At 63.4% G+C, this 25,663-nt stretch carries 32 protein-coding genes; 20 read left to right on the top strand and 12 right to left on the bottom strand.

Annotated features, from left to right (window positions below; genetic code table 11):
- Window positions 1-183: 183 nt before the first annotated feature.
- Window positions 184-387 (bottom strand): helix-turn-helix domain-containing protein, encoded by a 204-nt coding sequence (locus tag ACDI39_RS08320; protein WP_486538336.1) that lies wholly within the window; start codon window positions 385-387, stop codon window positions 184-186.
- Between the two features lie 124 nt (window positions 388-511).
- Between ACDI39_RS08320 and ACDI39_RS08325 the strand changes: the two genes are divergently transcribed.
- The 10 genes from ACDI39_RS08325 (at window position 512) to ACDI39_RS08370 (ending at window position 4,857) form a co-directional block, all read left to right on the top strand.
- Window positions 512-1,144 carry a LexA family protein gene (locus ACDI39_RS08325; RefSeq protein ID WP_486538338.1) on the top strand — a complete coding sequence of 211 codons (633 nt, stop codon included), beginning with the start codon at window positions 512-514 and terminating at the stop codon, window positions 1,142-1,144.
- Between the two features lie 259 nt (window positions 1,145-1,403).
- Window positions 1,404-1,913, top strand: coding sequence for a hypothetical protein (locus ACDI39_RS08330; protein ID WP_486538340.1), 510 nt, complete (start codon window positions 1,404-1,406; stop codon window positions 1,911-1,913).
- On the top strand, window positions 1,910-2,149 hold the full coding sequence (locus ACDI39_RS08335; RefSeq protein ID WP_410045755.1) for a pyocin activator PrtN family protein: 240 nt from the start codon (window positions 1,910-1,912) through the stop codon (window positions 2,147-2,149). The genes ACDI39_RS08330 and ACDI39_RS08335 overlap by 4 nt, the downstream gene beginning before the upstream one ends.
- Window positions 2,150-2,248: 99 nt before the next feature.
- On the top strand, window positions 2,249-2,749 hold the full coding sequence (locus ACDI39_RS08340; RefSeq protein WP_486538342.1) for a hypothetical protein: 501 nt from the start codon (window positions 2,249-2,251) through the stop codon (window positions 2,747-2,749).
- A complete protein-coding gene (locus ACDI39_RS08345; RefSeq protein ID WP_486538344.1) occupies window positions 2,746-3,528 on the top strand; it encodes a DUF2786 domain-containing protein in 783 nt (260 codons plus the stop codon). Before ACDI39_RS08340 ends, ACDI39_RS08345 begins: the two co-directional genes overlap by 4 nt.
- Window positions 3,525-3,875 (top strand): Lar family restriction alleviation protein, encoded by a 351-nt coding sequence (locus ACDI39_RS08350; protein ID WP_486538346.1) that lies wholly within the window; start codon window positions 3,525-3,527, stop codon window positions 3,873-3,875. The genes ACDI39_RS08345 and ACDI39_RS08350 overlap by 4 nt, the downstream gene beginning before the upstream one ends.
- Window positions 3,868-4,059, top strand: coding sequence for a hypothetical protein (locus ACDI39_RS08355; RefSeq protein WP_486538348.1), 192 nt, complete (start codon window positions 3,868-3,870; stop codon window positions 4,057-4,059). The genes ACDI39_RS08350 and ACDI39_RS08355 overlap by 8 nt, the downstream gene beginning before the upstream one ends.
- Window positions 4,056-4,241, top strand: coding sequence for a hypothetical protein (locus ACDI39_RS08360; RefSeq protein ID WP_486538350.1), 186 nt, complete (start codon window positions 4,056-4,058; stop codon window positions 4,239-4,241). The genes ACDI39_RS08355 and ACDI39_RS08360 overlap by 4 nt, the downstream gene beginning before the upstream one ends.
- Entirely contained in the window at window positions 4,238-4,585 is a 348-nt protein-coding gene (locus ACDI39_RS08365) for a hypothetical protein (protein WP_486538352.1), read from the top strand. Before ACDI39_RS08360 ends, ACDI39_RS08365 begins: the two co-directional genes overlap by 4 nt.
- On the top strand, window positions 4,582-4,857 hold the full coding sequence (locus ACDI39_RS08370; protein ID WP_486538354.1) for a pyocin activator PrtN family protein: 276 nt from the start codon (window positions 4,582-4,584) through the stop codon (window positions 4,855-4,857). Before ACDI39_RS08365 ends, ACDI39_RS08370 begins: the two co-directional genes overlap by 4 nt.
- Here the strand turns inward: ACDI39_RS08370 and ACDI39_RS08375 are convergent.
- On the bottom strand, window positions 4,854-5,978 hold the full coding sequence (locus ACDI39_RS08375; protein WP_486538356.1) for a tyrosine-type recombinase/integrase: 1,125 nt from the start codon (window positions 5,976-5,978) through the stop codon (window positions 4,854-4,856). The two genes, ACDI39_RS08370 and ACDI39_RS08375, sit on opposite strands and share 4 nt — an antisense overlap.
- Before the next feature lie 104 nt (window positions 5,979-6,082).
- On the opposite strand from ACDI39_RS08375, the gene dusA reads away from it, so the two are divergent.
- From dusA to ACDI39_RS08390, 3 genes are all read left to right on the top strand, one after another.
- Window positions 6,083-7,093, top strand: a complete 1,011-nt coding sequence (gene dusA / locus ACDI39_RS08380; protein ID WP_253100448.1) for a tRNA dihydrouridine(20/20a) synthase DusA — start codon at window positions 6,083-6,085, stop codon at window positions 7,091-7,093.
- Window positions 7,094-7,216: 123 nt separating this feature from the next.
- The gene (tal, locus tag ACDI39_RS08385; RefSeq protein ID WP_253080492.1) at window positions 7,217-8,143 is read left to right on the top strand and encodes a transaldolase; all 927 of its coding nucleotides are present in this window, start codon (window positions 7,217-7,219) and stop codon (window positions 8,141-8,143) included.
- 214 nt (window positions 8,144-8,357) lie between these two features.
- Window positions 8,358-10,232, top strand: coding sequence for an alkaline phosphatase D family protein (locus ACDI39_RS08390; protein WP_225786897.1), 1,875 nt, complete (start codon window positions 8,358-8,360; stop codon window positions 10,230-10,232).
- Window positions 10,233-10,259: 27 nt separating this feature from the next.
- Here the strand turns inward: ACDI39_RS08390 and rssC are convergent, their stop codons facing one another.
- On the bottom strand, window positions 10,260-10,742 hold the full coding sequence (gene rssC / locus ACDI39_RS08395; RefSeq protein WP_194787571.1) for an anti-sigma factor antagonist RssC: 483 nt from the start codon (window positions 10,740-10,742) through the stop codon (window positions 10,260-10,262).
- Entirely contained in the window at window positions 10,739-11,923 is a 1,185-nt protein-coding gene (gene rssB, locus ACDI39_RS08400; RefSeq protein WP_225786898.1) for a two-component system response regulator RssB, read from the bottom strand. Before rssB ends, rssC begins: the two co-directional genes overlap by 4 nt.
- Before the next feature lie 270 nt (window positions 11,924-12,193).
- Between rssB and ACDI39_RS08405 the strand changes: the two genes are divergently transcribed.
- On the top strand, window positions 12,194-12,493 hold the full coding sequence (locus tag ACDI39_RS08405; RefSeq protein ID WP_225786899.1) for a PilZ domain-containing protein: 300 nt from the start codon (window positions 12,194-12,196) through the stop codon (window positions 12,491-12,493).
- A gap of 116 nt (window positions 12,494-12,609) precedes the next feature.
- Here ACDI39_RS08405 and ACDI39_RS08410 read toward each other — a convergent pair whose 3' ends face one another.
- Window positions 12,610-13,317 carry an MlaA family lipoprotein gene (locus tag ACDI39_RS08410; RefSeq protein WP_225786900.1) on the bottom strand — a complete coding sequence of 236 codons (708 nt, stop codon included), beginning with the start codon at window positions 13,315-13,317 and terminating at the stop codon, window positions 12,610-12,612.
- Window positions 13,318-13,509: 192 nt separating this feature from the next.
- Between ACDI39_RS08410 and pcrP the strand changes: the two genes are divergently transcribed.
- Complete coding sequence (pcrP, locus tag ACDI39_RS08415; protein ID WP_253090898.1) at window positions 13,510-14,073, top strand: HAD superfamily inactivated hydrolase PcrP; 564 nt, start codon at window positions 13,510-13,512, stop codon at window positions 14,071-14,073.
- Window positions 14,074-14,196: 123 nt separating this feature from the next.
- Entirely contained in the window at window positions 14,197-14,460 is a 264-nt protein-coding gene (locus tag ACDI39_RS08420; RefSeq protein WP_225786902.1) for a DUF4404 family protein, read from the top strand.
- Between the two features lie 149 nt (window positions 14,461-14,609).
- Here ACDI39_RS08420 and queF read toward each other — a convergent pair whose 3' ends face one another.
- Together queF and ACDI39_RS08430 are read right to left on the bottom strand one after the other, a co-directional pair.
- A complete protein-coding gene (gene queF / locus ACDI39_RS08425; RefSeq protein WP_253100457.1) occupies window positions 14,610-15,440 on the bottom strand; it encodes an NADPH-dependent 7-cyano-7-deazaguanine reductase QueF in 831 nt (276 codons plus the stop codon).
- 66 nt (window positions 15,441-15,506) lie between these two features.
- Window positions 15,507-16,001 (bottom strand): cupredoxin domain-containing protein, encoded by a 495-nt coding sequence (locus tag ACDI39_RS08430; RefSeq protein ID WP_486538362.1) that lies wholly within the window; start codon window positions 15,999-16,001, stop codon window positions 15,507-15,509.
- 169 nt (window positions 16,002-16,170) lie between these two features.
- Between ACDI39_RS08430 and ACDI39_RS08435 the strand changes: the two genes are divergently transcribed.
- Together ACDI39_RS08435 and ACDI39_RS08440 are read left to right on the top strand one after the other, a co-directional pair.
- The gene (locus tag ACDI39_RS08435) at window positions 16,171-16,851 is read left to right on the top strand and encodes a heavy metal response regulator transcription factor (protein ID WP_253080493.1); all 681 of its coding nucleotides are present in this window, start codon (window positions 16,171-16,173) and stop codon (window positions 16,849-16,851) included.
- Window positions 16,848-18,200 (top strand): heavy metal sensor histidine kinase, encoded by a 1,353-nt coding sequence (locus ACDI39_RS08440; protein ID WP_253100554.1) that lies wholly within the window; start codon window positions 16,848-16,850, stop codon window positions 18,198-18,200. Before ACDI39_RS08435 ends, ACDI39_RS08440 begins: the two co-directional genes overlap by 4 nt.
- A 116-nt stretch (window positions 18,201-18,316) precedes the next feature.
- On the opposite strand, the gene ACDI39_RS08445 is transcribed toward ACDI39_RS08440, so the two are convergent.
- From ACDI39_RS08445 to ACDI39_RS08455, 3 genes are all read right to left on the bottom strand, one after another.
- Window positions 18,317-19,561: a lipoprotein-releasing ABC transporter permease subunit gene (locus tag ACDI39_RS08445; protein ID WP_253080494.1), complete on the bottom strand. Its 1,245-nt coding sequence runs from the start codon at window positions 19,559-19,561 to the stop codon at window positions 18,317-18,319.
- A gap of 61 nt (window positions 19,562-19,622) precedes the next feature.
- Entirely contained in the window at window positions 19,623-20,306 is a 684-nt protein-coding gene (lolD, locus tag ACDI39_RS08450) for a lipoprotein-releasing ABC transporter ATP-binding protein LolD (RefSeq protein ID WP_225786907.1), read from the bottom strand.
- Between the two features lie 7 nt (window positions 20,307-20,313).
- Window positions 20,314-21,561 (bottom strand): lipoprotein-releasing ABC transporter permease subunit, encoded by a 1,248-nt coding sequence (locus tag ACDI39_RS08455; protein WP_253100460.1) that lies wholly within the window; start codon window positions 21,559-21,561, stop codon window positions 20,314-20,316.
- Between the two features lie 93 nt (window positions 21,562-21,654).
- Between ACDI39_RS08455 and ACDI39_RS08460 the strand changes: the two genes are divergently transcribed.
- A complete protein-coding gene (locus tag ACDI39_RS08460; RefSeq protein WP_225786909.1) occupies window positions 21,655-22,239 on the top strand; it encodes a PilZ domain-containing protein in 585 nt (194 codons plus the stop codon).
- Between the two features lie 33 nt (window positions 22,240-22,272).
- Window positions 22,273-22,995, top strand: a complete 723-nt coding sequence (locus tag ACDI39_RS08465) for a glycerophosphodiester phosphodiesterase (protein WP_225786910.1) — start codon at window positions 22,273-22,275, stop codon at window positions 22,993-22,995.
- A 42-nt stretch (window positions 22,996-23,037) separates the two neighbouring features.
- Here ACDI39_RS08465 and sthA read toward each other — a convergent pair whose 3' ends face one another.
- Window positions 23,038-24,432, bottom strand: a complete 1,395-nt coding sequence (sthA, locus tag ACDI39_RS08470; protein WP_225786911.1) for a Si-specific NAD(P)(+) transhydrogenase — start codon at window positions 24,430-24,432, stop codon at window positions 23,038-23,040.
- 213 nt (window positions 24,433-24,645) lie between these two features.
- Entirely contained in the window at window positions 24,646-25,644 is a 999-nt protein-coding gene (locus tag ACDI39_RS08475) for an FAD:protein FMN transferase (RefSeq protein ID WP_410045831.1), read from the bottom strand.
- Window positions 25,645-25,663 lie beyond the last annotated feature (19 nt).

The following is a 25,663-nucleotide window of genomic DNA, read 5'->3' on the forward strand; positions in this document are numbered from 1 at the left end:
TGTAGCCATAGGCGTGGGCAAGCCCTATCCTACGACCACGACCGATATGTTGTGCTTTGCGTGCTGTGGGGCACGACATGCGGTTGTAGTCATCCGGCCATTCTTTTGGTGAGAGGCCGCCGGACGACGGGAGTGATGGTGTTCTGCACTGTCATAGCTGAGCTGGGAGGTGAGAGGCCCGGCTCAGCGTTCTTTTTTCTGCTGTTTGTTTACCTCGCGCATCTGTTCTTCGTAGAACAACTCGATCGCTTTCCCTACCTCATAGCGGATAGCCGCCCCCTTCGTCGCCCGGTAGATAGTTGGCTGGGATACGCCCACCCGCTCAGCAATAGCGCGCTGCGAGAAGCCCAAACCGATTAGTTTTTGAAGCATTTCTTGTATGGTCATAGCGTCGCCTATTCATTAGCGAATAGGGTGATATTACCCAAACGAATCGACCCACGCAATACACTTGCGATACGTAAACAAATCAGAGCCGCAAGCCGTGATAGGAAACCGCGTAGCAAAGCGCATGCATGAATTGGGGCTGTCAGGAGGGGAGCTCGCCAGAAGATCCGGCGTGCCACAGCCAACCATACACAGAATCCTGACAGGCATGTCTGCCAGCCCACGACTAGAGAATGTTGAAAGGATTGCCAGGGCACTCGGGGTAACAACTGAGTGGCTTTGGAAGGGAGAAGGCAGCACCACAATCGCAACCGGACCTCAATCAAATGTTGAGCCCGGGCCTAAAGTCCGTGGATTTGTTCCGTTGATCTCATGGGTGCAAGCTGGCGTCTGGTGCGAAATGCAAGAGCCGTATGAACTGGCGGATGTAGAGGCCTGGCTACCCTGCGCGGTTTCGCATAGCAGCGCCACGTTCGCACTGCGAGTCCGTGGTCTCTCGATGTTCAACCCTCATGAACGCCGCTCATTTAGAGACGGAGACATCATTTTTGTTGACCCTGCGAAAGATTTCGAAAATGGGTCACTGGTAATCGCAAAGCTCGCGGATAGCAAAGAGGCGACCTTTAAGCAGCTTGTCCTTGAAGGTGATCGCCAGTTCCTGAAACCACTGAATCCATCTTGGCCAGACCCTATTATCGAGCTGCCTGATGACGCCTTGATTTGTGGCGTAGTCGTGTCGAAAGTCGAGATATTCTGATGCATTGAGCTATACGCTATCCTTACTCAAAGGTATTGACCGAACCTATTCGTTTAAGTATTGTCTGGGCCGCACCTCCCTCTCACATCTGAGGTCCAGACATGCAAACCACACAGCACAAATCCCACTGCAAGATCTTCTTGCACCCTGCCACCTGCAGCCGCCCAGCCACCATCGATGCCTTCCAGCGTCGCACCGGCCTGCACGTCATCACCACTCACAACGGCCCAGCTCGCGCTGTCCCTGCTGGAGGTGCTGCATGAGCGAATACACCCTCTCCCTCAAGCGCGTGATGCTGCTACAGCACGTCCTGGAACAGGGCGGCTCGACCATCTGCCCCCTGCGCCGTCCAGAAACCACCGTCGACGCCCACATCGAGATCGAGAACGACACTCGCACCCACCAGGTGAAAGTGAAGTTCGGTCCCGTTGCAGGCTCGATCACGCTGCATCGCGGGGACTCATCCAAGTACATGGCCCTTCGCGACTTCCTGCAGGATCTGGCGAATGGCCGGACTGAATCGGGACAACAGTCCGCACAGGCCATCGCCATGAGGGAAGCGCTCGAACGTGTGAATGAAGTGCTCGAGCCCGACCAGGTGGCCTACATCAGCCCCACCACGGACCCGGAGCAGCCCTTCCGCGTGATCGTGCTGGATGCGCTCGGCGACATCTGCGCCCGCACCAAGGGGCACTGTAAGGATCACCTTGCCGAGGTCGTGCGCCACCAGCTCCGGCCCGTTCTGGAGGGAGCGGGAGGGCACCCATGACCGACACGCTGGCCCAGCTACGCAAGCAGTTCGCTACGCCATGCCCAACGATCACGGCAGTTCGGGAGCAGTACTTTTCGCACATCAAGACTGATCGCCGCTTTCGCGAGCTGATCAATGCGGGCCGCATCGATCTTCCACTGAAGAAGGTGCACGACTCTGCTCGAGCGAAGCACGTGATCTACCTGTACGACCTGGCCGACTACCTCGACGCCCAGGCGCAGCAACCGGTTTAGCAACAAGGCGGCCCCGGCCCGCAGGGGCAACAAGTCCCGGTACCAGCCTCTCACCGTCTTTTTCAGTCCTGGTACCGGGCACCTTTGGAGCAACAGCACATGCAACCACAACACTACATCCTGGCCATGGGCGTCCTCTGGCTGTTCACTCTCGCCACCCTGCCCTACCTGTTCGCCCTCACTCGCCGCCGAGCATACGACGACGGCTACAACGCCGGTTTTGCAGAACATCAACGTATGTTCAACAGCTATTCCGCCGCCCTGAACAACGACATCACGCACCTGGCTACTGCACGCGAGGAAGATCAACGCAAACACCAACAGGCGCTAGCGGCACTCAAAGCCACCATCGCCGAGCTAGAAGCGCGAATCATGTCCTACACCGGCATGCCGGTGACCAGGGCCGACTATGACCTGCTGAGCAGTGCCGCCGAAACGTTGCGACTGGCCGAAAAGACGTGGAAAGCCGCCCCCGGCACTGAACCATGGCGCAACCGCGCCACCCGGCAAATGCAGGACATTCAGGCGCTCGCCATGCGCGTCCACTCCCAACTGCGCAGCACCCCGGCCAGCGCCTCTACTGCAGGGGAAGCAGCATGATCCATCACAATGACAACCCTGACCGCGAGCGGATCATCCGCAAGATCCAGCGGTGCCTCGATCTCAGCAAAAGCCCGAACGAGCATGAAGCCGCCGCCGCTCTGCGGCAGGCCAAGAAGCTCATGCAAATGCATCGCCTGACAGAGATGGACGTGCAACTCAGCTCCGTGGGCAAAGCCTTTAGCGGGAAAGCTAAGGCGCGACTCGCCCGCTGGGAACGACACCTGGGCACCACAGTAGCAAGGGCGTTCAATTGTGAATGCATCCTCTGGTACGACGACGCCCCACGCCACAGCCAGAAACTCAGGGTTCTGTTCATCGGGATGTCGCCCGCGCAAGAAATTGCGAAGTACGCCTATGACATCCTGCGAACAAAGGCTGCGACCGCTCGACGCCAGTACATCAAGAACCTGAAGACCTCCCAGCAGAGCAAGGGCGCAACCCATGAGACTCGGGGCAACCACTTCGCCGAGGCGTGGGTTGGGCAGGTCTACCAAAAGCTCGTCGCCATCGCTCCTGCCTCTGACGACCTTCCGCTGCCAGAGCGCAACGCCTTAGCGCTCACTGAGAAGAAAGAGAAGAACCTGATTGCCGCCTTCATCAAACAACTAACAGAAGGTTACGAGCTTTCCAAAGGGCGCAACAGCAGTTCCGGGCCAGTAAATCCGGCAGACATTATGGCCGGTAGACGCGCCGGGAGCACCATCGAGCTGCACCACGGGGTAACTACAGGTGGCACTACCGCGCAGATGACGTATCAGAGAGGAGCGGCAGCATGAACGACACCACCCCCCTGCTGCCCTGCCCCTTCTGCGGCGGCGAAGCCCATCGCTTCACCATCGAAGACGACCAAGACCCCAATCATGGTGGAGACGTGATCGTCTGCAGGAAGTGCAAGGCATGTTCGCGAGTCGAGTTCGGCGAAAAGGAAGGCCTCGAAGAGGCTTGGAATCAACGCGCAATCAGCGATCACGCTTGGCTCGGCCAGGCCGGGCTGTACCGCACTCGCCTGCATGCCCTGCAAAACGGGGAGCAGCACGTGGAGCCCGTATCCATCGACCGGTTGTTCGAACACGCTCACAGCCACGTCCTCCTGCAGCTGTCGGAGGGCCGCCGCCATGCTTAGCCCACGCATCTGGCAGCTCATCAGTCTGGTCTTGGCCGGCGCACTGATTGCCGTGCTGATGCTGCTGCGCGACGCCACCCGGCCAGCCACTGGCACGTTACCGATTGTTAACAAAATGACCGGCTACGAGCACTTAGCCTTGAGCCCGAATACTCGCCGCGCCTTCGAGAGGTATTCGCTGTGATCACCACGACGACCTACACACCGAACACACGCGATGCGAAGGGCGTGCAGACCTTCATGCGCCCCGCCATGGGGGTGTACTGCGACGTCTGCAACATCCCACGCACCCGTGGCAACCATGAGCGCTGCAGCAAGATCCGCCAGGCGGCGGGCTTCGTTACTCAACAGGAGCGCAAGGCATGACTATCAACCTAGCCAAACTGAAGGCACTTGCTGAAGCCGCCAAGCGCGACCCATATGATCACGTAGCCGCGAATGACTATGGCATGTCTATGCCGCCCGCGATGACATTGGAGCTGATCGCCGAGATTGAGCGCCACCGCCTGGTAGACGCCGAGGGCTGTAAGCCCGACCTCATTAACCAGTTGACCCAGGCCATGACCGCACTGATTCCTTATGCCGAGGACGAAGCCGCGAACTCTTACTGCAAAGAGAATGCTGATAAAGCATGGGCAGCAGTGGACTTCGCACGCGCCCTGATGGAGGAGGTAGAAAGTAAAAAGAGCAATGGGAGAGAACACGCATGAACACCGCTTTCGTTCTCATGGCGCAGTACAACGGCAAAGCAATTATCTCGCTCGAGCAGGTATGCAATGACTACTTCACGCACCTGACACCTGACATGTTTCAACGGAAGGTTCTTGCCGGACAGATCAAACTTCCTATCACCAGACTCGAAGCGAGCCAGAAGACTGCTCGAGGCGTTCACATCGCTGATCTGGCGTTGTACTTGGATCAACAACGAGAAGCTGCGCTCAAAGAATGTGCGCAGTTGAACAGAACCCTTCGAGCAAGTTAACTTTCCACCCGGGCGCCGAGTTTAACCGGCGCCTGGATGATCTGATCCAGCCACTTCCAGTCTTTATACCGATCCCCTCGCCCACGCAAATGGGTATACCGCCGCAGCGAGTTCCAATCACGGTGACCGGATACGCTTGAGACCCTCGGTATATCCCAGTCCATTTCAAACAACCGACTCACCCCTTCGTGACGCAAGTCATGGAAGTGCAGATCCTCAATTCCGGTCATCTTACATGCCTTGGACCAGGCAGTGCCGATTGAATCCGTGTTGTACGGGAATATCTCTGCGCACTCTCGCGGCATGCTCTGTACGATTATCCACGCCTCATCCGGCAAATAACACCACACGTCATTGCCAAGCTTCTGGCCGGGATTCTTCATATCACGCACTTTTACAGCCTGCTGGTGTTCATCCAGATCTTCCCAGCGGATGCGTGTAATCTCATCCATCCTGCGCGTGGAATAGATCGCAAAGGCCACGACCTTGGGCATGTGAATGACACTGGGTCGACGCTCAAGCATCTTGAAGAAGTGATCCATCACTTTTCCGAGTTCATCAAGCGTAGGGCGTCGATCCCGCTCCCTGCTCCGCATGTTGTAGCCGAACTTCTTTAACACAAGGCGAGCATCAGGCATCGCCTGCGGATCAATCCCATAGCCCCACGCCGCTCTGGCCAGCGACAACACGGAGCCCAAGTGCGCCAAATCGTTGCCGGCCGTCTGCGGCTTGATCCCACCACCCTCAGGGCTCATGCGCCAAAGGGCATAGTCCACCAATACCTGTTGGCTGATATCGGAATCGACCTTCTCCCCCAGATAGCTGTTTTTAATGGCGTTAAGCGTACGCCGCTTGGTCTCACCCAATGGCCGGGCTTTCTCGGCTTCGACCAGGTAACGGTCGATCATTTCCTTGATAGTGTGCCCTTTGCGGCTGGCCCGCTCGATCGCTCCAGGGACAGCCAACTCTGTCTCCCGTCGCTTCGCCCAGGCCTGAGCTGCCTGCTTACGGGCGAACGTTTGGGCTTCTTGGTAAACTAAGACACCCTTTTTCTTGAGGCGGATCTGGACGGTATAGCTCACCGTCCCATCGGCTTTTTTCCTTGCTCTGATCGTTGCCATATTCTTCGGTGGTACAAGCGTGATTGGCGGTGGTACATCGTACCACCGTCACACCAAAAACGCCCGAAAACCCCGAAAAATGGTACAAGAATGCGTAGACCAGAATGCCCTTAGAAACAGCTTCAAAGCCACAAACCACGCGCCCTGAGCCATCCCGCCGCTTTTCCGTGGCACCGATGATGGACTGGACAGACCGCCATTGCCGGTTCTTCCTGCGCCTGCTGTCCAGGCACACCCTGCTCTACACGGAGATGGTCACCACCGGCGCCCTGCTGCACAACGACGCCCATCGCTTCTTGCGCCACGACGACACCGAGCACCCGCTGGCCCTGCAACTGGGCGGCAGTGTGCCGGCGGAGTTGGCAGCCTGCGCCCGGCTGGCCGAGGACGCCGGCTACGATGAGGTCAACCTCAACGTCGGCTGCCCCAGCGACCGGGTGCAGAACAACATGATCGGCGCCTGCCTGATGGGCCACCCGGCGCTGGTGGCCGATTGCGTCAAGGCCATGCGCGATGCGGTGCACATCCCAGTCACGGTCAAGCACCGCATCGGCATCAATGGCCGTGACAGCTATGCCGAGCTGTGCGACTTCGTCGGCCAGGTGCGCGAGGCGGGCTGTCGCAGCTTCACCGTGCATGCGCGCATCGCCATCCTCGAAGGCCTGTCGCCCAAGGAGAACCGTGAGGTCCCGCCGCTGCGCTATGACGTGGCCGCGCAGTTGAAGGCCGACTTCCCGGACCTGGAGCTGGTGCTCAATGGCGGTATCAAGACACTGGAAGAGTGCCACGTGCACTTGCAGACCTTCGACGGCGTGATGCTCGGCCGCGAGGCGTACCACAACCCCTACCTGCTGGCCGAAGTAGACCAGCAGTTGTTCGGCAGCACGGCGCCGGTCATCAGCCGCAGCGAGGTGCTGGCACGGCTGCGTCCGTATATCGTCGCGCACATGGAAAGCGGCGGCGCTATCCATCACATCACCCGCCACATCCTCGGCCTGGGCCAGGGCTTCCCCGGTGCCCGGCGCTTCCGCCAGTTGCTGTCGGCAGACATCCACAAGGCCGCCGAGCCGCTGGCCGTGCTCGACCAGGCCGCCGAGCTGCTGCAGGGCCGCTGACGGAACCCCGGGTGCGCTTTCGACTCGAACCTTCATTCCCTCGCCCATCCTGCCCCCCCCGGCCCTTGAGCGGTCGCCGGGGCTCGGGTAATGTCGAGTCATTGCACAGGACAGAGCACGCCCATGACCTCCAAGCTGGAACAACTCAAGCAGTTCACCACCGTGGTCGCCGACACCGGGGACCTGGACGCCATCACCCGCCTCAAGCCGGTCGATGCCACCACCAACCCCTCGCTGCTGCTCAAGGCCGCCGCCATTCCCGGCTACGCCGACCTGCTCAGGCAAGTCAGGGCCGACGCCAAGGGCAATGTGGACCTGGCCTGCGACAAGTTCGCCGTGGCCGTCGGCTCAGGCATCCTCAAGGTCATTCCAGGGCGCATTTCCACCGAAGTGGACGCACGCCTGTCGTTCGACGAACCGGCATTGCTGGCCAAGGCCCGCCAACTGATCGCGCTGTACGAACAGGCCGGCATCCCGCGTGATCGCGTGCTGATCAAGCTGGCATCCACTTGGGAAGGCATCCGCGCCGCCGAGCAGCTCGAACGCGAGCAGATCCAGACCAACCTGACCCTGCTGTTCTCCTTCGCCCAAGCCCAGGCCTGCGCCGATGCCGGGGTGTTCCTGATCTCGCCGTTCGTGGGCCGTATCTACGACTGGTACAAGAAGAGCACCGGCAAGGAATACGTCGGCGCCGAAGACCCGGGCGTGCAATCGGTGACGCGCATCTACAACTACTACAAGGCCAACGGCTACGACACCGTGGTCATGGGCGCGAGCTTCCGCAATATCGGCCAGATCGAGCAACTGGCCGGTTGCGACCGCCTGACCATCAGCCCCGAGCTGCTGCAGCAATTGAGCGACGACCAGGGCCAACTGCCGCGCGTGCTCCAACCCGGCAATGCCGGTGAGGCCAAGCAGCAGTTGAACGAAAGCCAGTTCCGCTGGGCGATGAACGAAGACGCCATGGCCACGGAGAAGCTGGCCGAGGGTATCCGCCAGTTCGCCCGGGACCAGGAGAAGCTGGAAGCATTGATGGCTGAAAAAGCCTGATACAAATCTGGTTTGCCCCGCGGGCGGCAAATGCCGAGCATTTCCGCCCGCTTTTCGTCTGGGTGCTGCGTTTGCGCAGGCACTGCCCGTTGAACGTACTGACGCTTTCGCGGGCAAGCCCGCCCCCACATGGCCTTGCAAACCCATTATGTGTGGTCGACGCAGCCTCTGTGGACTTGCCTGCGAATGGGTCGGCTTGCAACCTGAACTGTCGATGACCACCCTACCCCTCATTCTCGCCGGCCCCGTGCTGCGCCGCCTGGAACCCCAGCGCCTGGCCATCTGGCTGGTCGGCACGCAACCGCTTCGCCCCGAGTTCGTGCTCGATTGCCCAGGCATCGAGGCCAATCTTGCCTGCGAGGTGATCCCAGTGGGCCGGCACGCCTTCGTGCACCTGCTGGACATCCGCTTCGACCAGCCGCTGCCTCGCAACCAGGCCATCGGCTACGATCTGCTGCTGGACAACAGCCAAGGCATCGCCGACTGGGCCCCGCACCTGCTCTACCCCGGCACCCGCCGGCCAAGCTTCGTGCTGCGCGAGCGCCTCGACCAACTGCTTCACGGCTCATGCCGCAAGCCCCATCACCCCGCCGCCGATGGCCTGCTCTGCGCCGACCGCCTGCTGCAAGCCTGCCAGCGTCCGCAAGAGCGCCCCGCCCTGCTGCTGATGACGGGCGACCAGGTCTACGCCGACGACGTAGCAGGCCCCATGCTGCGCGCCATCCATGAGCTCATCGAGCACCTGGGGCTGTTCGGCGAATACCTCGAAGGCGCCCTGGTCGACGACAGCACCGCGCTGTACCGCCACCCGGCCAGCTATTACCACCGCGCCGACCTGCTGCCGGCCCAGGAAAGCAACGAGAGCCTGCGCGAACGCTTCTTCGGCGGCAAGCGCAAACCGATCTTCTCCAGCAGCAACGCCGACAATCACCTGGTGACCTTCGCCGAAGTCATGGCCATGTACCTGCTGGTCTGGTCGCCAGTGCCCTGGCGCCTGGTGCGCATGGACATGCCCGCAGGCCTGAGCGAACCGCGCCAGGCCCGGTATCGCGCAGAACTGCCGCTGATCCAAGCGTTCGCCGCCGGCCTCGGTCAAGTGGCCCGGGTGATGGCCCACCTGCCCTCGCTGATGATCTTCGACGACCACGACATCACCGACGACTGGAACCTTTCGGCGCAGTGGGAACAGACCGCCTACGGCCACCCCTTCTCGCGGCGGATCATCGGCAACGCCCTGCTCGGCTACCTGCTCTGCCAGGGCTGGGGCAACGATCCGGACGGCTGCGCGGGGCTGGCCGAAGCCTGCAGGGCCCTGGGCGAGCGAACGGCCCAAGCGCACCTGGACAACGCTGCCCAGGACCAATTGATCGACCAACTGCTGCGCTTCCAGGGCTGGCAGTTCGACCTGCCCAGCGATCCGCCATTGCTGGTGCTGGACACCCGCACCCGCCGCTGGCGCAGCGAAAGCAGCCTGAAGAAGCCGTCCGGCCTGCTCGACTGGGAGGCGCTGTGCGAGCTGCAACAGGCCCTGCTCGACCATCCTTCGGCGATCGTCGTGTCACCGGCACCGATCTTCGGCGTCAAACTGATCGAGACGGTGCAACGGGTCTTCAGCGGGCTCGGCTATCCGCTGCTGGTCGACGCGGAAAACTGGATGGCCCATCGCGGCGCGGCCCAGGTGATCCTCAACATCTTCCGCCATTCGCGCACGCCCGGGCACTACGTGATCCTTTCCGGTGACGTGCACTACTCCTTCGTCTATGAAGTGCTGATCCGCCACCGCCAGCGCAGCCCGCACCTGTGGCAGGTCACCAGCAGCGGGATCAAGAACCAGTTCCCCAAGCGCCTGCTGGACGTGCTCGATCGCCTCAACCGTTGGCTGTATGCACCACATTCGCCACTCAACTGGTTCACCAAGCGCCGGCAGATGGAGGTAGTGCCACGCACACCCAGCCACAGCCAGGCGGGAGAGCGGCTGTGGAACAGTGCAGGTTTGGGGCAGGTATTCTTCGATGAGCAAGGCCGGCCGGCGCGGGTGTTCCAGCTCAATGCCGACGGCGCCGCGGCTACCGAGTTCGTGCGGGACTGACGCCACGCATCGGTAGCCCGGGCTCGCTCAGGAGCGCTCCAGGGCGCTCACCAGGTCGTGGAACGCCTCACGGTTGGAGTCGTTCAGACCCATGAGGATCTTGTGCGCCTCCAGCACCTTGGAGCGCACCACCTCTTCGTTCTGGTCCTGGGATGGCAGGTCGGTAAGGCATTCCGGGCAGGGGACCGGGCGATCGACGATGTTGAACACCTGGTCGAAGCCCATGGACTGCAGCAGACGGGAAATGTCCGGGTTGGTGGTCACCACGGTAGGCAGCAGGCCCACCTTCTGCCGGGACAGGATCGACAGCTTGGCCAGCAGGCCCAGGGTGGTGCTGTCGATGCTTTCGGTCTCGGTCAGGTCGATGACGATGGCCGAGAAGTTCAGCGCGGTGAAGATTTTCTCGATCGTCGCATCCAGCGCCGAACACAGGGTCAGGCGCACTTCACCGACGAATTTCAGAACGAAGGTCCCGCTCTGCTCGGCGAACTGGATTCTACCGGTACTCATTCAAGGTTCCTGCTCAACACCAATAGGGCGATATCATCCGGCATCTCCCCAAGCGTAGCCAATCCGAATCGTTGGCGCAGCCCGTCCAGGCTGCCACCGGCTTCCTTGACGATTTCCGGCAAGGTCGCTTCCTTATCTTTGAGTGTGTCCCCAGGCAAAAGGTCCAGTATGCCATCGGACATCAGGGTCAGGCTGAAGTGCCGTGGCAGCTCCAGCACATGGTCCTGGTAGCTGGCCTCGTCGAACAGCCCTACCGGCAGGCCGCGCCCCTCCAGGTAACGGGCCTGGCCCGGGGTATAGAGCACCGGCAGCGGCAAATGGCCGCCGACGCTGTAGGTCATCAGCCCGGCTTCCTCGTCGATCACCCCACCGACCATGGTCACGTGCTTGCCCAGCTTGCAGTTGATCAGCCCACGGTTGATGTGGCTCAGCACTTGCGAAGGCTTGAAGTCGCGCATCCTGCCGCTGCGCTTGAATTCGAACAGCAGCCGGGTGGTCATGAACTTGAGCAGCACGGTGACGAACGCCGACGAAGCGCCATGCCCGGACACGTCCGCCAGGTAGAAGGCGATACGGCGCTCGTCCACCCGGAAGTAATCGGCGAAATCGCCCGACAGGTACAACGACGGGATGATCTGGTGCTCGAACGACAGGTCGCCGGCCAACCATGGGCTTTCCGGCAGCATGTTCATCTGTACCTGGCGGCCGGCGTTCTGGTCCTCCTGCAGCAGGTGCAGGCTGGCTTCCAGCTCACGGTTGGCAGCCTCGAGCTTGTCGCGGTAGCGCTGGTTCTCCAGCACCAGCCGCGAGCGGTCGAGGGCACGGCGCACCGAGTGCTCGAGCACGGCCAAGTCTTCCAGGGGCTTGATCAGGTAGTCGGCGGCGCCCAGGCGCAGAGCCTCGACCGCATCGCTCATGACCCCGGCCCCGGACACCACGATGACCGGCAACTGCGGCGCCCGCTCGCTGACCCGGCGGATCAGCTCGAGGCCGCCCATCTGCGGCATGCGCAGATCGCAGATCACGAGGTCGGGCTGGTGTTCTTCGAAGACCTGGAGGCCCTGCTGGCCGTTGGCGGCCTGGAGGACGCTGAAGCCACTGTCTTCCAGATAGGCGGCGAGGCTGGCACGGACCACGTCGTCGTCATCGATGATCAGCAGCGTTGCACTGGGTTTCTGCATGTGGGCGAACGGCGCCGGATTAGGTTGGAGCAGCGACGTCGGCAAGGCGGACGGGCAGCTACTGGAATACTCTGTGGCGACTCTCTACTTGAGTTGTAGGCCAAGAAGACTGGCCCGGCAACTGGCAGAGGTGCCCTGTAAGGCGCAGACGGTACTCCCATCCGCCAGGCGTTTCAAGCATGCAAGGGTCGAGTGCTGCGCACTTTACAGGGCAAATCACCGGGAGTTATAAGAAAGCCGACCCGCGCAACCTGATGGGAAGGATGCAGCATGTCCCAGATACCCTCGAACCACGGCGAGAAACGCGACTTCATTCGTATGCGCATCGATACCGAAGTCACCCTGCTGCATGCCGACCAGGTGATCGCGGCAGTCTGCCTCGACCTCTCCAGTGGCGGCATGCAGGTGCAGGCACGGGAGCATTTCCAGGTGGGCGACCGGATCGAGGTACGTATCGATTCCGACCACCCTGCCCTCAAGGGCCTGCACGCCAGCACCGAGGTGGTGTGGATCGCCGAGCAGCCCGATGGTCAGCAGAAATTCGGCTTGCGCATCCTGGCGATGCACTGATTTCCAGGGTCAATGCCTGTCAGTTAAGCCTGGGGCCGCTTCGCCCCCCCAATGGCGCTGTAAACCTTAACTGACCAGCATCGACCCGAAGGTCGCCTTTTTCATCCCCGCCAGGATCAGAAATCGTCCTCGACTTCCCCATCCTTGACCTTGAACTCGCGGTTCTGCAGGTAGGCGTTGCGGATGAAGATGTACTTGTCGCCGCTGATCAGCTTTTCCGCCGACAGCAGGTCGGCGCGGGTGTCGACCACATCCAGGGCGAAGATCGAATTGCGGGTCGGCACATGGTCGATGTAGCGGTAGGGCTTGGTGTAGGTGTCCGGGTACTTGGCCAGGCCGTCGCGCACGGTGCTTGGGCCAAGGAACGGGATCACCACGTACGGACCGCTGCCCACGCCCCAGTAGCCCAGGGTCTGGCCGAAGTCCTCGTCGTTGCGCTGCAGGCCCATCTTGGTGCCGACATCGAAGAAACCGCCCAGGCCGAACGTGGTGTTGACGATCAGCCGCGCGGTATCCACGCCCGCCGCGTGCGGCTTGAGCTGCAGCAGGTCGTTGACCAGGTTGGTGACGTCGCCCAGGTTGCGGAAGATGTTATGGATGCCGTCTTCGAGAAATTGCGGGGTGACTGCCTGGTATCCCTTGGCCAACGGCTTGAGGGCATAGGTATCGAGGGTATCGTTGAACCTGAAGATCGGGCGGTTCACCGCCTCCCAGGGGTCCTCCTCGGTAGCCGCCTGGCTGGCGGCCACGGGCGCCAGCAGCAGGCTGGCGCAGACACAGGCCTGGGTGATTCGCTCGATCACGCCGGCACCGATCCTATGCATAGATGTTTCTCCATCGGGATTCACGGTGGCAGGCGCCTGGGCGCGCTGCCGGACAAGCCGCCAGTATAAAGGCTCGCTGGCTGATAAACAGCCTTACACATTTTTGCTCACTATTTTGTGAGCGTCTGTTACGTAGTCATCTACCGGTAACAATTGCCGAATAGCCTGCGGGCTATTTCAGGGAAGTTGACCATGCAAGACGCGCCCGCCTTCACCGCCGTGCTCTTCGGTTTGCGCGGCTGCCTGGTCCAGGCCGCCAACGGCAGCCCACTGCCCACCCCTGGCGCCCTGGATGCCCTCACCGGCCTGCGGCGCCAGCAGGTCCCTTGCATATGGCTCGACGAGCTCAGCGCCAGCCAGGGCGAGTCTCTGGCCAGCGTGCTGCCCGACTGGCTGCCGGGCCAGGCCGGCAACGCCCCCCCCTGGCCGGCGCCGAATGCCTGCTGGCACGCACTCATGTCCTTGCAGAGCCAACGCCTGGACGGCTGCGTGCTGGTCAGCGGCGATCCGCGCCTGCTGCAGTCCGGTCTCAACGCCGGGCTGTGGACCGTGGGCCTGGCCGCCTGCAGCCCTGCCTGCAACCACACCTCCGGCCAATGGCAGGCGATGAGCCGGGAGGCGCGCGAACGGGCACGCGGCAAGGCTACGCTCGAGCTGTTCAGCCTCGGTGTGCACTCGGTGATCGACCACCTCGAAGCCCTCGACACCTGCCTTGCCGACATCGCCCAGCGCCGGCGCAAGGGTGAAAAACCCTGACACAGCGCCGTTGACGCGGATCATGCAAAGCGCCGGCAGGTGGATTACGATTGAAGACAAGCGAGAACCTTTGCCTCACCGCCGAGGTCCATGCCTTGCCAAGCCATAGAGGGAGAACACCCGATGCCTGCCCGCGAACTGCAAGAGCAACTCGAAAGCCTGCGCGAGCAACTGGAACGCAACCCGCCGCTCTCCTTGGAAGAGCGCGAACATCTGCATGAACTGATGCAGCAGATCGAAGCCCAGCTCAAACTGGAAGAGGCCACCCAGGACAACAACCTGGTCGATGGCGTCAACGCGGCCGTCGAACGCTTCGAGGCCGAACACCCGGATCTCACCGCCATCCTGCGCAATATTGCCAATCACCTGCACAGCATGGGTATCTGAGCCAGAGGGCCGCCTTGCGGCCCATCGCCGGCAAGCCGGCACCCACAGAGTCCGAGGCGATCACCGACGACGCGGCTTGCACGGCCCCGGCGGGAAAGGGCCTGGTCCGCAAATGGGCTGCAAAGCAGCCCCAAGACTCACAAACATCCTTACTGACGAACCAGCCGCTGGTTGCCAGGCGCGATCGCCCGGGTGCTGCGGTAGGGGTTGATATCCAGCCCGCCACGGCGCACGTAACGGGCATACACGGTCAGGTGCTCGGGCTCGAGCAGGCGCAGCAGGTCCAGGTAGATGCGTTCGACGCACTGCTCATGGAAGTCGGCATGCTGGCGGAAGCTCACCAGGTAGCTCAGCAGGCTGGCATGGTCCAGGGCCAGGCCCTTGTACTCGACCACCACACTGCCCCAGTCCGGCTGGCCAGTGACCGGGCAGTTGGACTTGAGCAGGTGGCTGTGCAGGGTTTCCTCGACCACGCGCTGCGGGTCGCAGTGCAGCAGTTCAGGCTGTGGATGCTCGTAGTTGTTGATGGTCACATCCAGCACATCGATGCACTGACCTGGCAAGGCCACCACGCCCTGGGCCTCGACTTCGCCCAGGCTGCGCACCCGCACCGTCACCGGCTTGCCGGCGGCGGCTGAGAGGTCCTTCTCCAGACAAGCCTGCAACTCGCTGGTGCTGGCGAAGGCCGTCTGGTTCAGCGAGTTGAGGTACAGCTTGAACGACTTGGACTCGATGATGTTCGGCGAATCGGCCGGGATGGCGAATTCGCCGATGGCCACCACCGGCTTGCCCGAAGGCAGCAGCCAGGACATCTCGAAGCAGTTCCAGTAGTCCACCCCCTGCCATGGCAGGGTCTGGGCGCTGACGCCGAGTTCGGCCCACTTGGCCGTACGCGGGATCGAGAACAGCAGCGAAGGTGTGTAGGTGGCGATGTATTCGCTGGATTTGCCCAGCGGGGAGTGTTCGGCGGCGGGATGCATGGGTCTGACCTGGCAATTCGGAATGCACCTATTCTACCGTTTTTGCCCCCTGCCTTGTGGTCGATGTCACTCGATGGTCAACGGCCCGACCATGCCCGCCTGGTAGTGCCCCGGCACATTGCAGGCGAACTCGATGGGCGCCGAGGCGCGGAAGGTCCACGTCAGCTCGGCACGCTGGCCGGGCGGGACCAGCACCGTGTTGCCGGCCTCGTGGCCGTGCGCGCCATGACCGTGGTCCATGCCCCCGTGATCCGCGCCGGCGGTGAAGAGCTTGCCTTGCATGGCCAGCATTTGCTTCTGGTGCTCGGCGTGCATGGCCTTGTCGCCAAGGTTGAACTTGTGGGGCAACTGGCCTTCGTTGATGAGCACGAAGCGCACGGTCTCGCCGGCCTTGACCTGCAGGCCGCGGGGCTCGAAGGCGATGTCCTTGAGCAGCACCTCGACGGTACGGGTGGCCTTGGCCGCCGGCGCTGGCTCGCCGAAGGCGAAGCCATGGCCACTGTCGGCGAGCACGGGCAGGCTGAACAGCGCGAGGGCGGCGGCGATAAGGGGGTGTTTCATGTCTACTCCAAGGCTACAGCAGCGATGGAACCACTCTAGGCTGAGGCAACTGGCAGTTGCCTGACAGGGAGATTACAACTTTGTCAGCTTCGCCGGGCACGCCTATCGTCACGTATCATTGGCACCCGGCGCCCACCGAAGCCCGCCAATCTTTTGGAGCAAGGCCCCCATGAAACTGCTGATCGTCGAGGACCAGGCCAAGACCGGCCAGTACCTGTGCCAAGGCCTGAGCGAAGCGGGCTTCGCCACCGAGCTTGCCGGCGACGGCGACACCGGCCTGCACCTGGCCCTGGGCGGCGACCACGACCTGCTGATCCTCGATGTGATGCTCCCCGGCCGCAACGGCTGGCAGATCCTCCAGGCCGTGCGCCAGGCTGGCCTGGACACGCCGGTGCTGTTCCTCACCGCCCGCGACGCCGTGCAAGACCGGGTACACGGCCTGGAGCTGGGCGCCGACGACTATCTGGTCAAGCCCTTCGCCTTTTCCGAACTGCTGGCCCGGGTACGCAGCCTGCTGCGCCGAGGCGCCAGCCCCAGCCTGGATACCAGCCTGACCCTGGCCGATCTGCGCCTGGACCTGATCCGCCGCCGGGCCGAGCGCGGCGGCCAGCGCATCGACCTGACCGCCAAGGAGTTCGCCCTGCTCGAACTGCTGCTGCGTCGCCAGGGCGAGGTGCTGCCCAAGTCGCTGATCGCCTCGCAGGTCTGGGACATGAACTTCGACAGTGACACCAACGTCATCGAGGTGGCGATCCGCCGCCTGCGCCTGAAGATCGACGACGCCCACGACAACAAGCTGATCCATACCGTACGCGGCATGGGCTACGTGCTCGAGGAGCGCCAGGACTGATGCCGCGCCTGTCCCTCGGTGGGCGCCTTGCCCTGCTCTTCGCCGCCTGTACCGCCGCCGTCTCGCTGACCGCCGGCGTGCTGTTCAGCCGGGCCAGCGAACAGCACTTCATCGAACTGGACGAACAACTGCTAGGCAGCCGGCTGTCGGTTCTGCACGCCCTGCTCGACGGCGTGAGCTCCCCCGCCGAACTGGCGCCACACCTGCCGGCCTTGCGCATCGAGCTCAGCCACCAGGCCGACCTGGCCCTGCGCATCCGCGGCGGCGACGGCACGCTATGGTTCGACAGCCGGCCTGACCTACCGGACGCACCACGCCAGCCCGGCCTGGCCACCCTGCACGCCAACGGCGTCGACTACCGCAGCCTGGGCGCCCGCCTGGACACCGCCACCCCGGGCTCGACGCAACTGACCCTGTTCCTCGACATCACCCATCACCAGCATTTCCTGCAAGGCATGCAGCGCCTGATCTGGCTCACCGTCGGCCTTTCGGCCCTGGCCACCGCGCTGCTCGGCGCCTGGGCCGCCCGGCGCGGGCTGCGACCATTGCGGCAGATGGGCGATGTCGCCGCCAGCGTCAACGCCCGCTCGCTGACAACCCGGCTGCCGGTGGCGCAGATGCCCGAGGAACTGGCCGAGCTCGCCAGCACGGTCAACGCCATGCTGCAGCGCCTGGAGGATGCCTTCCAACGCCTTTCGGCATTTTCCGCCGACATCGCCCACGAGCTGCGTACGCCACTGTCCAACCTGCTGACCCACACCCAGGTCACCCTCACCCGGCCACGCAGCCTGGAGGACTATCGCGAAGCCCTGCACGGTAACCTGGAGGAGCTGCAATGGATGGCGCAACTGGTCAACGACATGCTCTACCTGGCCAAGGCCGACCATGGCCTGCTGCCCCCCAACCGCCAGCCGCTGGACCTTGCCGCGGAGGTGGATGCCTTGCTGGAGTACTACGCGCCACTGGCCGAGGACGCCGAGGTACGCCTGCAGCGTGTGGGTGAGGCGCAGTTGGAGGGTGATCGGCACATGCTGCGCAGGGCCCTGTCCAATCTGCTGGACAATGCCCTGCGCTTCACGCCCAGCGGCGGAGAGATCCGAGTGACACTGGCGCCGGGGCTGCACATCAGCGTGGCCAATACCGGCCCGGCCATCGCGGCGCAAATACTGCCGCGGCTGTTCGACCGCTTCTACCGGGCCGACCCCGCACGCCAGGAAGGCAGCAGCGAGCATGCGGGGCTGGGGCTGGCGATCACCCGCTCGATCGTGCAGGCCCATGGCGGGAACATCCGGGCCGAATGCGCGGGAGGCTGGACACGGTTCCTGATCGAGTTACCCGAAGCACGGTGAGAGGAGCTGTCTATCCGCCCGCAACGGATTCCCTTGCAATGGCACATGATTCGTGAGCGCCGCTGCCCCTGCCTGGGCTTGCCCGCGATGGGCCGCACAGCGGCCCTGCCCGTAGATCACTCGTACCGCAACGCCATCGCCGGTTCCACCTGGGAAGCGCGATACGCCGGATAGATCGTAGCCAGGAAGCTCATCACCAACCCCGCCGCGCAGATGATCGCCACATCCCCCCACTGCAACTGCGACGGCAGGCTGCTGATGAAATACACATCGGACGTGAAGATGTGCTGCCCACTGACCCGCTCCAGCCAACCGACGATCTGGCTGACGTTGAGCGCGGCGACCACCCCGAGCACACCACCGACCAGGGTGCCGACGATACCGATCAGCGACCCCTGGACCATGAACGTGCCCATGATCTGCGCAGGCGTGGCGCCGATGGTGCGCAGGATGGCGATGTCCGAACCCTTGTCGTTCACCACCATGACCAGGGTAGCGATGATGTTGAACGCCGCCACGGCGATGATCATCAACAGCAACAAGCCGATCATGGTCTTTTCCATCTTCATGGCGCTGAACAGGCTGCCCTGGGTGTGCGACCAGTCATCGGCACGGTAGGCCTCGCCCAGCCCGGCGGCGATCGCCTTGGACACCTGCGGCGCAGCGTACAGGTCGTGCAGCTTCAGGCGCACGCCCTGCACGCTGCCCGGCGCCCAGCGCTGCATCTCGCCGGCGTCGGCCACGTTGATGTAGGCCTGGGAACCGTCCAGCTCGGCACCGACCTTGAAGATGCCGACCACGGTCAGGCGCTGCATACGGGGGGTGATGCCGCCCGGTGCCTTGCTGATCTCCGGGACGATCAGGGTCAGCTTGTCGCCGGTGTTGAGACGAAAGCGCCGGGCGGTCAGCTCGCCGATCACCACGCCATACTCGCCCGGCAGCAGGTCCTGCAGGCGGCCCTGGACGATGTGCTGGCCAACGATGGAGACCTTGCCCTCCTCGGCCGGGTCGATGCCACTGACCTGGATCGGCTGCATCGCGCCCTTGTAGGAGAGCATGCCTTCCATTTCCGTCAGCGGTGCAGCGGCCATCACCGCGGGGTTCTTCAGGGCTGCGTCCGCCACCTTGCGCCAGTCGTCCAGCGGTTGCACGCCGAGGATGCTGGCGTGAGGCACCAGGCCGAGGATGCGCGAACTCATCTCGCGCTGGAAGCCGTTCATCACCGAGAGCACCACGATCATCGCCAGCACGCCCAGGGACAGGCCGATCATCGAGGTCATGGAGATGAACGAGATGAAGTGGTTACGGCGCTTGGCACGGGTGTAGCGAGCACCGATGAACAAGGGCAAGGGTCTGAACATGTACGAGAACACCCAATGAAGGTTGGTTACGAGGCGGCCCGTGCCGCCCCGTGCAAGCGACTCAGATCGGCACCAGGTGGCCATCGTCCAGGCGCAGCACCCGGTCCATCTGGCGCGCCAGGTTGAGGTCGTGGGTCACCACCAAAAAGGCCGTCTGCGAATGGCTGGAAAGCTCCTGCATCAACTCCTGGATGCCCTGGGCAGTGTGATGGTCGAGGTTGCCGGTGGGCTCGTCGAGCATCACCAGGCCCGGGCGGTTGACCAGGGCACGGGCGATCGCCACGCGCTGGCGCTCACCGCCGGACAGCTCGGCCGGCTTGTGGCTCAGGCGATGGCCCAGGCCCACACGCTTGAGCAGCGCCTCGGCGCGCTCGCGGGCCTCGGGGATCGGTGTGCGGCCGATCAGCAGCGGCATGCACACGTTCTCCAGGGCGGTGAACTCCGGCAGCAGGTGGTGAAACTGGTAGACGAAGCCCAGGGCGCGGTTGCGCAACAGGCCACGGGCCCGCTCGCCGAGTGCCGACAGCTCCTCGCCAGCCAGCCAGACGCTGCCCTGGCTCGGCGTGTCCAGGCCACCCAGCAGGTTGAGCAAGGTGCTCTTGCCGGAGCCGGAGCTACCGACGATGGCCACCCGCTCACCGGCGTGCAGCTCCAGGTTCAACCCGGACAGCACCTGCACCGACTCCGGGCCTTCCTCGTAGGCCTTGCCCAGGTTGCGGCAACTCAGTACGGCTTTATCACTCATGCGCGATTCACTCATAACGTAGCGCCTCTGCAGGCTGGGTGCGCGCCGCACGCCAGGCCGGATACAGGGTGGCGAAGAAACTCAGGACCAGCGCCGCACCGCAGACCATCCACACGTCCTCGGCCATGATCTGCGACGGCAGGTAATCGATGAAGTACACGTCGGCATTGAGGAACTTGTGCCCGATCAGCTTCTCGATGCCAGCGATCACCGCACTGACATTGAGCGCGGCGAAGATGCCGACCAACGCGCCGATCAAGGTGCCGACCACGCCGATCACCGTACCCTGGACCATGAAGATGGCCATGATCTGCCCAGGCGTGGCGCCGAGGGTGCGCAGGATGGCGATATCGCCGCGCTTGTCGTTGACCACCATCACCAGCGTGGAAATGATGTTGAACGCCGCCACCGCCACGATCAGCAGCAGCAGCAGGCCGATCATGGCCTTCTCCATGCGGATCGCCTGGTACAGGTTGCCGTGGGTGCGGGTCCAGTCGCGGGGGTAGAATTCCTCGCCCAGGTGCTGGGCGATGTCCCAGGCCACGCGCGGCGCCTGGAACAGGTCATCGAACTTCAGGCGCAGGCCCTGGACCTGCTCGGCTTTCCAGCGGTGCAGGCGGGACAGGTCGGCGATGTTGGTCAGGCCCAGATAGCCGTCGATCTCACCGGCCCCGACATGGAAGGTGCCGACCACGGTGAAGCGCTTCATGCGCGGGAACATGCCGGCCGGCGTCACGCTGACCTCCGGGGCGACGAAGGTCAGCTTGTCGCCGATGCCCACGCCCAGCTTGGCGGCGGCCTTGTCGCCGATCAGGATGCCCCACTCGCCTGGCGCCAGCCGGTCGAGGCTGCCTTCGCGGATGAAGTCGTCGATGATCGACACCTGCCGCTCGCGGGCGGGATCGATGCCGTTGAGCAACACCTTCTGCACCTTGCCGTCGTGGGTCAGCAGCCCCTGCATCTGGGTGAACGGAGCGACCGCCAGCACACGCGGATTCTGCTTTACTTGTTGGGCGAGGGCCGGCCAATCGTCGACCGGCTGGCCGCTTTCCAGCGTGGCATGCGGGATCATGCCCAGCACGCGGGTACGCATCTCGTGGTCGAAACCGTTCATCACCGACAGCACCACGATCATCACCACCACACCGAGGGCGAGGCCGATCATCGAGGTGAGCGAAATGAACGAGACGAAGTGATTGCGGCGCTTGGCACGGGTGTAGCGCGTACCGATGAATACGAAAAGAGGTCTGAACATGTCGGGGCTTGTTCGGATGAAAGGGAACGTCCTTGTGGCGGGGCGCCAATGGCGGCTTTACACTCGGACCACCGCCGTAACCATGGGTTCGCCATGACGACACTAGACGAAGAAGATCGCCGCGAATACTACCGCATCGAAGACAGGATCGCACTTCAAATCAGCCCCTTGAGCGCGGCCGAGGCCCTGGAGACAGACCTGTTGCAAGATGCTTCACCGCTGTTCAACCTGCTCAGCGAACTGCACCTGGCCGACTTCGAATCGCAACACCTGATGCGCCAGTTGAGCGAGAAGGATCGCACCCTGGCCGCCTTCCTGCGGGTGCAGAACAAACGCCTCGACCTGCTCGGCGCGGTGCTCGCCCAGACCCTGCTCGGCGAAATCGGCCAAGCGCAGCGGGTGATCCTCTCCGAGGGGGGTATCGAGTTCGCCCAGGCCGCGCAGATCGCCCCCGGCACCCGGGTGGCGGTGAAAATGGTGCTGATGCCCCGGGCCCATGGCCTGCTGTTGCGCGGCCGGGTCACCCACTGCGACCCACGCCCGCAGGGCGACTACGAGGTCGGCACCGAATTCGTCGACATGACCGACGCCCAGCGCCAGCTCCTGGCCCGCTACATCCTGCAGCGCCAGCAACAACAACGCCGCCAGCTGCGGGAGCAGGACGAATCCGCCTCTTGAGCCTTTCCCCATTTCAGACCTGAAGGAACGAACGTGACCCTGATCTATGGCCATCGCGGCGCCAAAGGCGAAGCGCCCGAAAACACCCTGACCAGCTTTCGCCAGTGCCTGTCGCACGGCGTCGATCGCTGCGAACTGGACCTGCACCTGTCGGCCGACAACGAGCTGATGGTGATCCATGACCCGACCCTCAAGCGCACCACCGGCCGCCGAGGCAAGGTGGTCGAGCACACCGCCGCCGAGCTGGCCACCTACGATGCGCGCAAGGGTGGCCCAGGCTGGGTGCAGCCCTGCCCTATCCCGCGCCTGGAGGAACTGTTCGAGAAGTGTGCCTTCGAGCACTGGCAGCTGGAGGTCAAGAGCGCCTCGCGCACCCGTGCCGCCAGCACCGTGCTGGCGATCCGCGAGCTGGCCCAGCGCTTCGGCCTGCTCGACAAGGTCACCATCACCTCCAGTTCACGGGAGGTGCTGGGCGCCGCCCTGGAGCTGGTGCCAGACGTCTCGCGCGGGCTGGTCGCCGAATATGCCTGGCTCGATCCGCTGAAGGTGGCGCAGAACTACGGCTGTACCCTGCTGGCACTGAATTGGACGCTGTGCACCCCCGAGCGCCTGCTCAAGGCCCAGCGCCAGGGGTTGCATGTGTCGGTGTGGACGGTCAACGAACCGGCGCTGATGCGCCGGCTCGCCGACTTTGGCGTAGACAGCCTGATCACAGACTTTCCCGGTTTGGCCAAGACCACCCTTGGGAAGGACTGAACCCGGTCTCCCCGGCCGGCTCAGGCCACCGGCCGGAGCCGCTCAAAAAAGCCGGTTCAGGCCGTCGTAGGCAGCTACCCGATAGGCTTCGGCCATGGTCGGGTAGTTGAAGGTGGTGTTGACGAAGTACTTGAGATTGTTCAGCTCACCCGGCTGGTTCATGATCGCCTGGCCGATGTGGACGATCTCCGAAGCCTGGTAGCCGAAGCAGTGCACGCCGAGGATTTCCAGGGTCTCGCGGTGGAACAGGATCTTCAGCATGCCCTGCGGCTCGCCGGCGATCTGCGCGCGGGCCATGCTCTTGAAGAAAGCCTTGCCCACTTCGTAGGGCACCTTGGCCTGGGTCAGTTCCTGCTCGTTCTTGCCGATCGAGCTGATCTCCGGAATGGTGTAGATACCGGTCGGCACGTCATCGACGAAGCGCCAGCTGCCATTGTCGACGATGCTGCCTGCGGCCGAGCGGCCCTGGTCGTGGGCAGCGCTGGCCAGGCTCGGCCAGCCGATCACGTCACCGGCGCCGTAGATGTTCGGCACGCTGGTGCGGTAGCTCTGGTCGACCTCGATCTGGCCACGGCTGTTGATCTTGATGCCGATGTTCTCAAGGCCCAGCTTGTCGGTGTTGCCGGTTCGGCCATTGCACCACAGCAGGGCGTCGGCCTTGATCTTCTTGCCCGACTTCAGGTGCAGGATGACACCGTTGTCCAGGCCTTCGACCCGCTCGTACTCCTCGTTGTGGCGCACGGTGATGTTGTTGTTGCTGAAGTGGTAGCTCAGCGCCTGGGAAATTTCCGAGTCCAGGAAGCTCAGCAACTGGCCACGGTTGTCCACCAGCTCCACCAGCACACCCAGGCCACTGAAGATCGAGGCGTATTCGCAACCGATCACCCCGGCACCGTAGACGATCAGCTTGCGCGGGGTGTGGCTCAGGCTGAGGATGGTGTCGCTGTCGTAGACGCGCGGGTGGTGGAAGTCGATGTCGGCCGGGCGGTACGGACGCGAACCGGTGGCGATGATGATGTGCTTGGCCACCAGCTTCTCGACCACGCCATTGGGGCAGACCACATCGACGGTCTGTTCGTCGGCGAAGCTGCCAGTGCCGAAGAACAGGTCGACACGGTTGCGCGCGTAGTAGCCGGTGCGCGAGGCGACCTGCTTGGAGATCACCTTCTCGGCGCTCTTGAGCACATCGGGGAAGGAGAACCAGCGCGGCTCGCCGATGGCGCGGAACATCGGGTTGGTGTTGAACTGCATGATCTGCCGCACCGAGTGACGCAGGGCCTTGGACGGGATGGTGCCCAAGTGGGTGCAGTTGCCGCCGACCTGGCGACGGCTGTCGACCATCGCCACCTTGCGTCCTGCTTTGGCGGCATTCATTGCCGCACCTTCTCCGGCCGGGCCGGAACCCAGCACCACTACGTCGTAGTTGTAGACAGCCATGCGTACTCCTTCAGAACTGGCCCGCCGGCCGGTTGGCCGCGGGGCGCGATCATGTCGCCGGGGCGCCATGAGAAAATTCGGGTGCAGTCTAATCAAGCCTGAACGCCGCGCACATTAACCCTTGGTCGCGTCGTAGGCCAATCTTGCCTGCACTACATATCGTTCACCGATTCCCTGGCGGCGATCATCCGTGCCTTGCCTTTCACTCGCCTTTCACTCGCCTTTGAGCTTTCGTTCGAAGCCAGGCGTAGCCCGGGAGACGAACCCATCCTGCGTCCGGGTCACCAGCATGGCCGCGATGCCATGGGCGATGGCGAAGTCCCAGCCCTGTTGCGGCCCCAGGATCAACAGCAGGGTCGAATAGCCGTCGGCCCGCAGCGCCGAGGCATCGAGCACGGTGACCGCGGCCAGGTCATGTTCGACCGGGCGCCCGAGGCGGGCATCGAAGGCGTGCGAATAGCGCCGGCCATTCTCCTCGAAATAGTGGCGATAGTCACCCGAGGTCGACACTGCCAGGCCATCCACGGCAATTACCTGGCGCGCGATCTGACGGTCCTCGCGGGGCAATTCCAGGGCGATGCGCCAGGGGCTGCCGTCGGGCTTGCGGCCCTCGGCCTTGAGTTCCCCCGTGGCTTCGGCGAGGAAATCGATGATACCCATGGCGCGCAGCCGCCCGGCGATCAGGTCGACGGCATGGCCGGCGGCGATGCTGTTGAAGTCCAGTTCCACGGGCGCGTCCTTGCACAACGCATCGCCCTCGATGCGCAGGTGGCGATAGCCCACGCGCTGGCGTACCAGGGCCCGCGCCTGCGGGTCGGGCACCTGCTCGCGGCGGGCCTGGGGGCCGAAGCCCCAGAGGTTGAGCAAGGGCTCGACGGTGAGATCGAAGGCACCCTGGCTCTGTTCGGCCAGTTGCTGGCCGAAGGCGACCAGCGCCAGCATATCGGCGCCCACAGCCTGGCACTGGTTGGCCGGCAGCTGGTTGAAGCGGCTGACGGTGGAGTCACCCCGGTAGGTCGAGAAGTGCCCGTCGATGTCGCGCAGGATCGCCTCGACCGCGTCCTGTACCTGCGCTGGCGACGGGCCGCCGGGTTCGCGCACGTACTGGATGCTGTAGCTGCTGCCCATGGTCGGGCCGCCCAGGCGTTCGAGGGTGGGCGCAGGGTTGCAGGCAGCGAGCAGCATCAGGATGAACAGCAGGGTCGTGCGCACATTGGATCTCTCGGTTGGC

The sequence above is a fragment of the Pseudomonas sp. Tun-23181 genome (genome assembly GCF_057415455.1).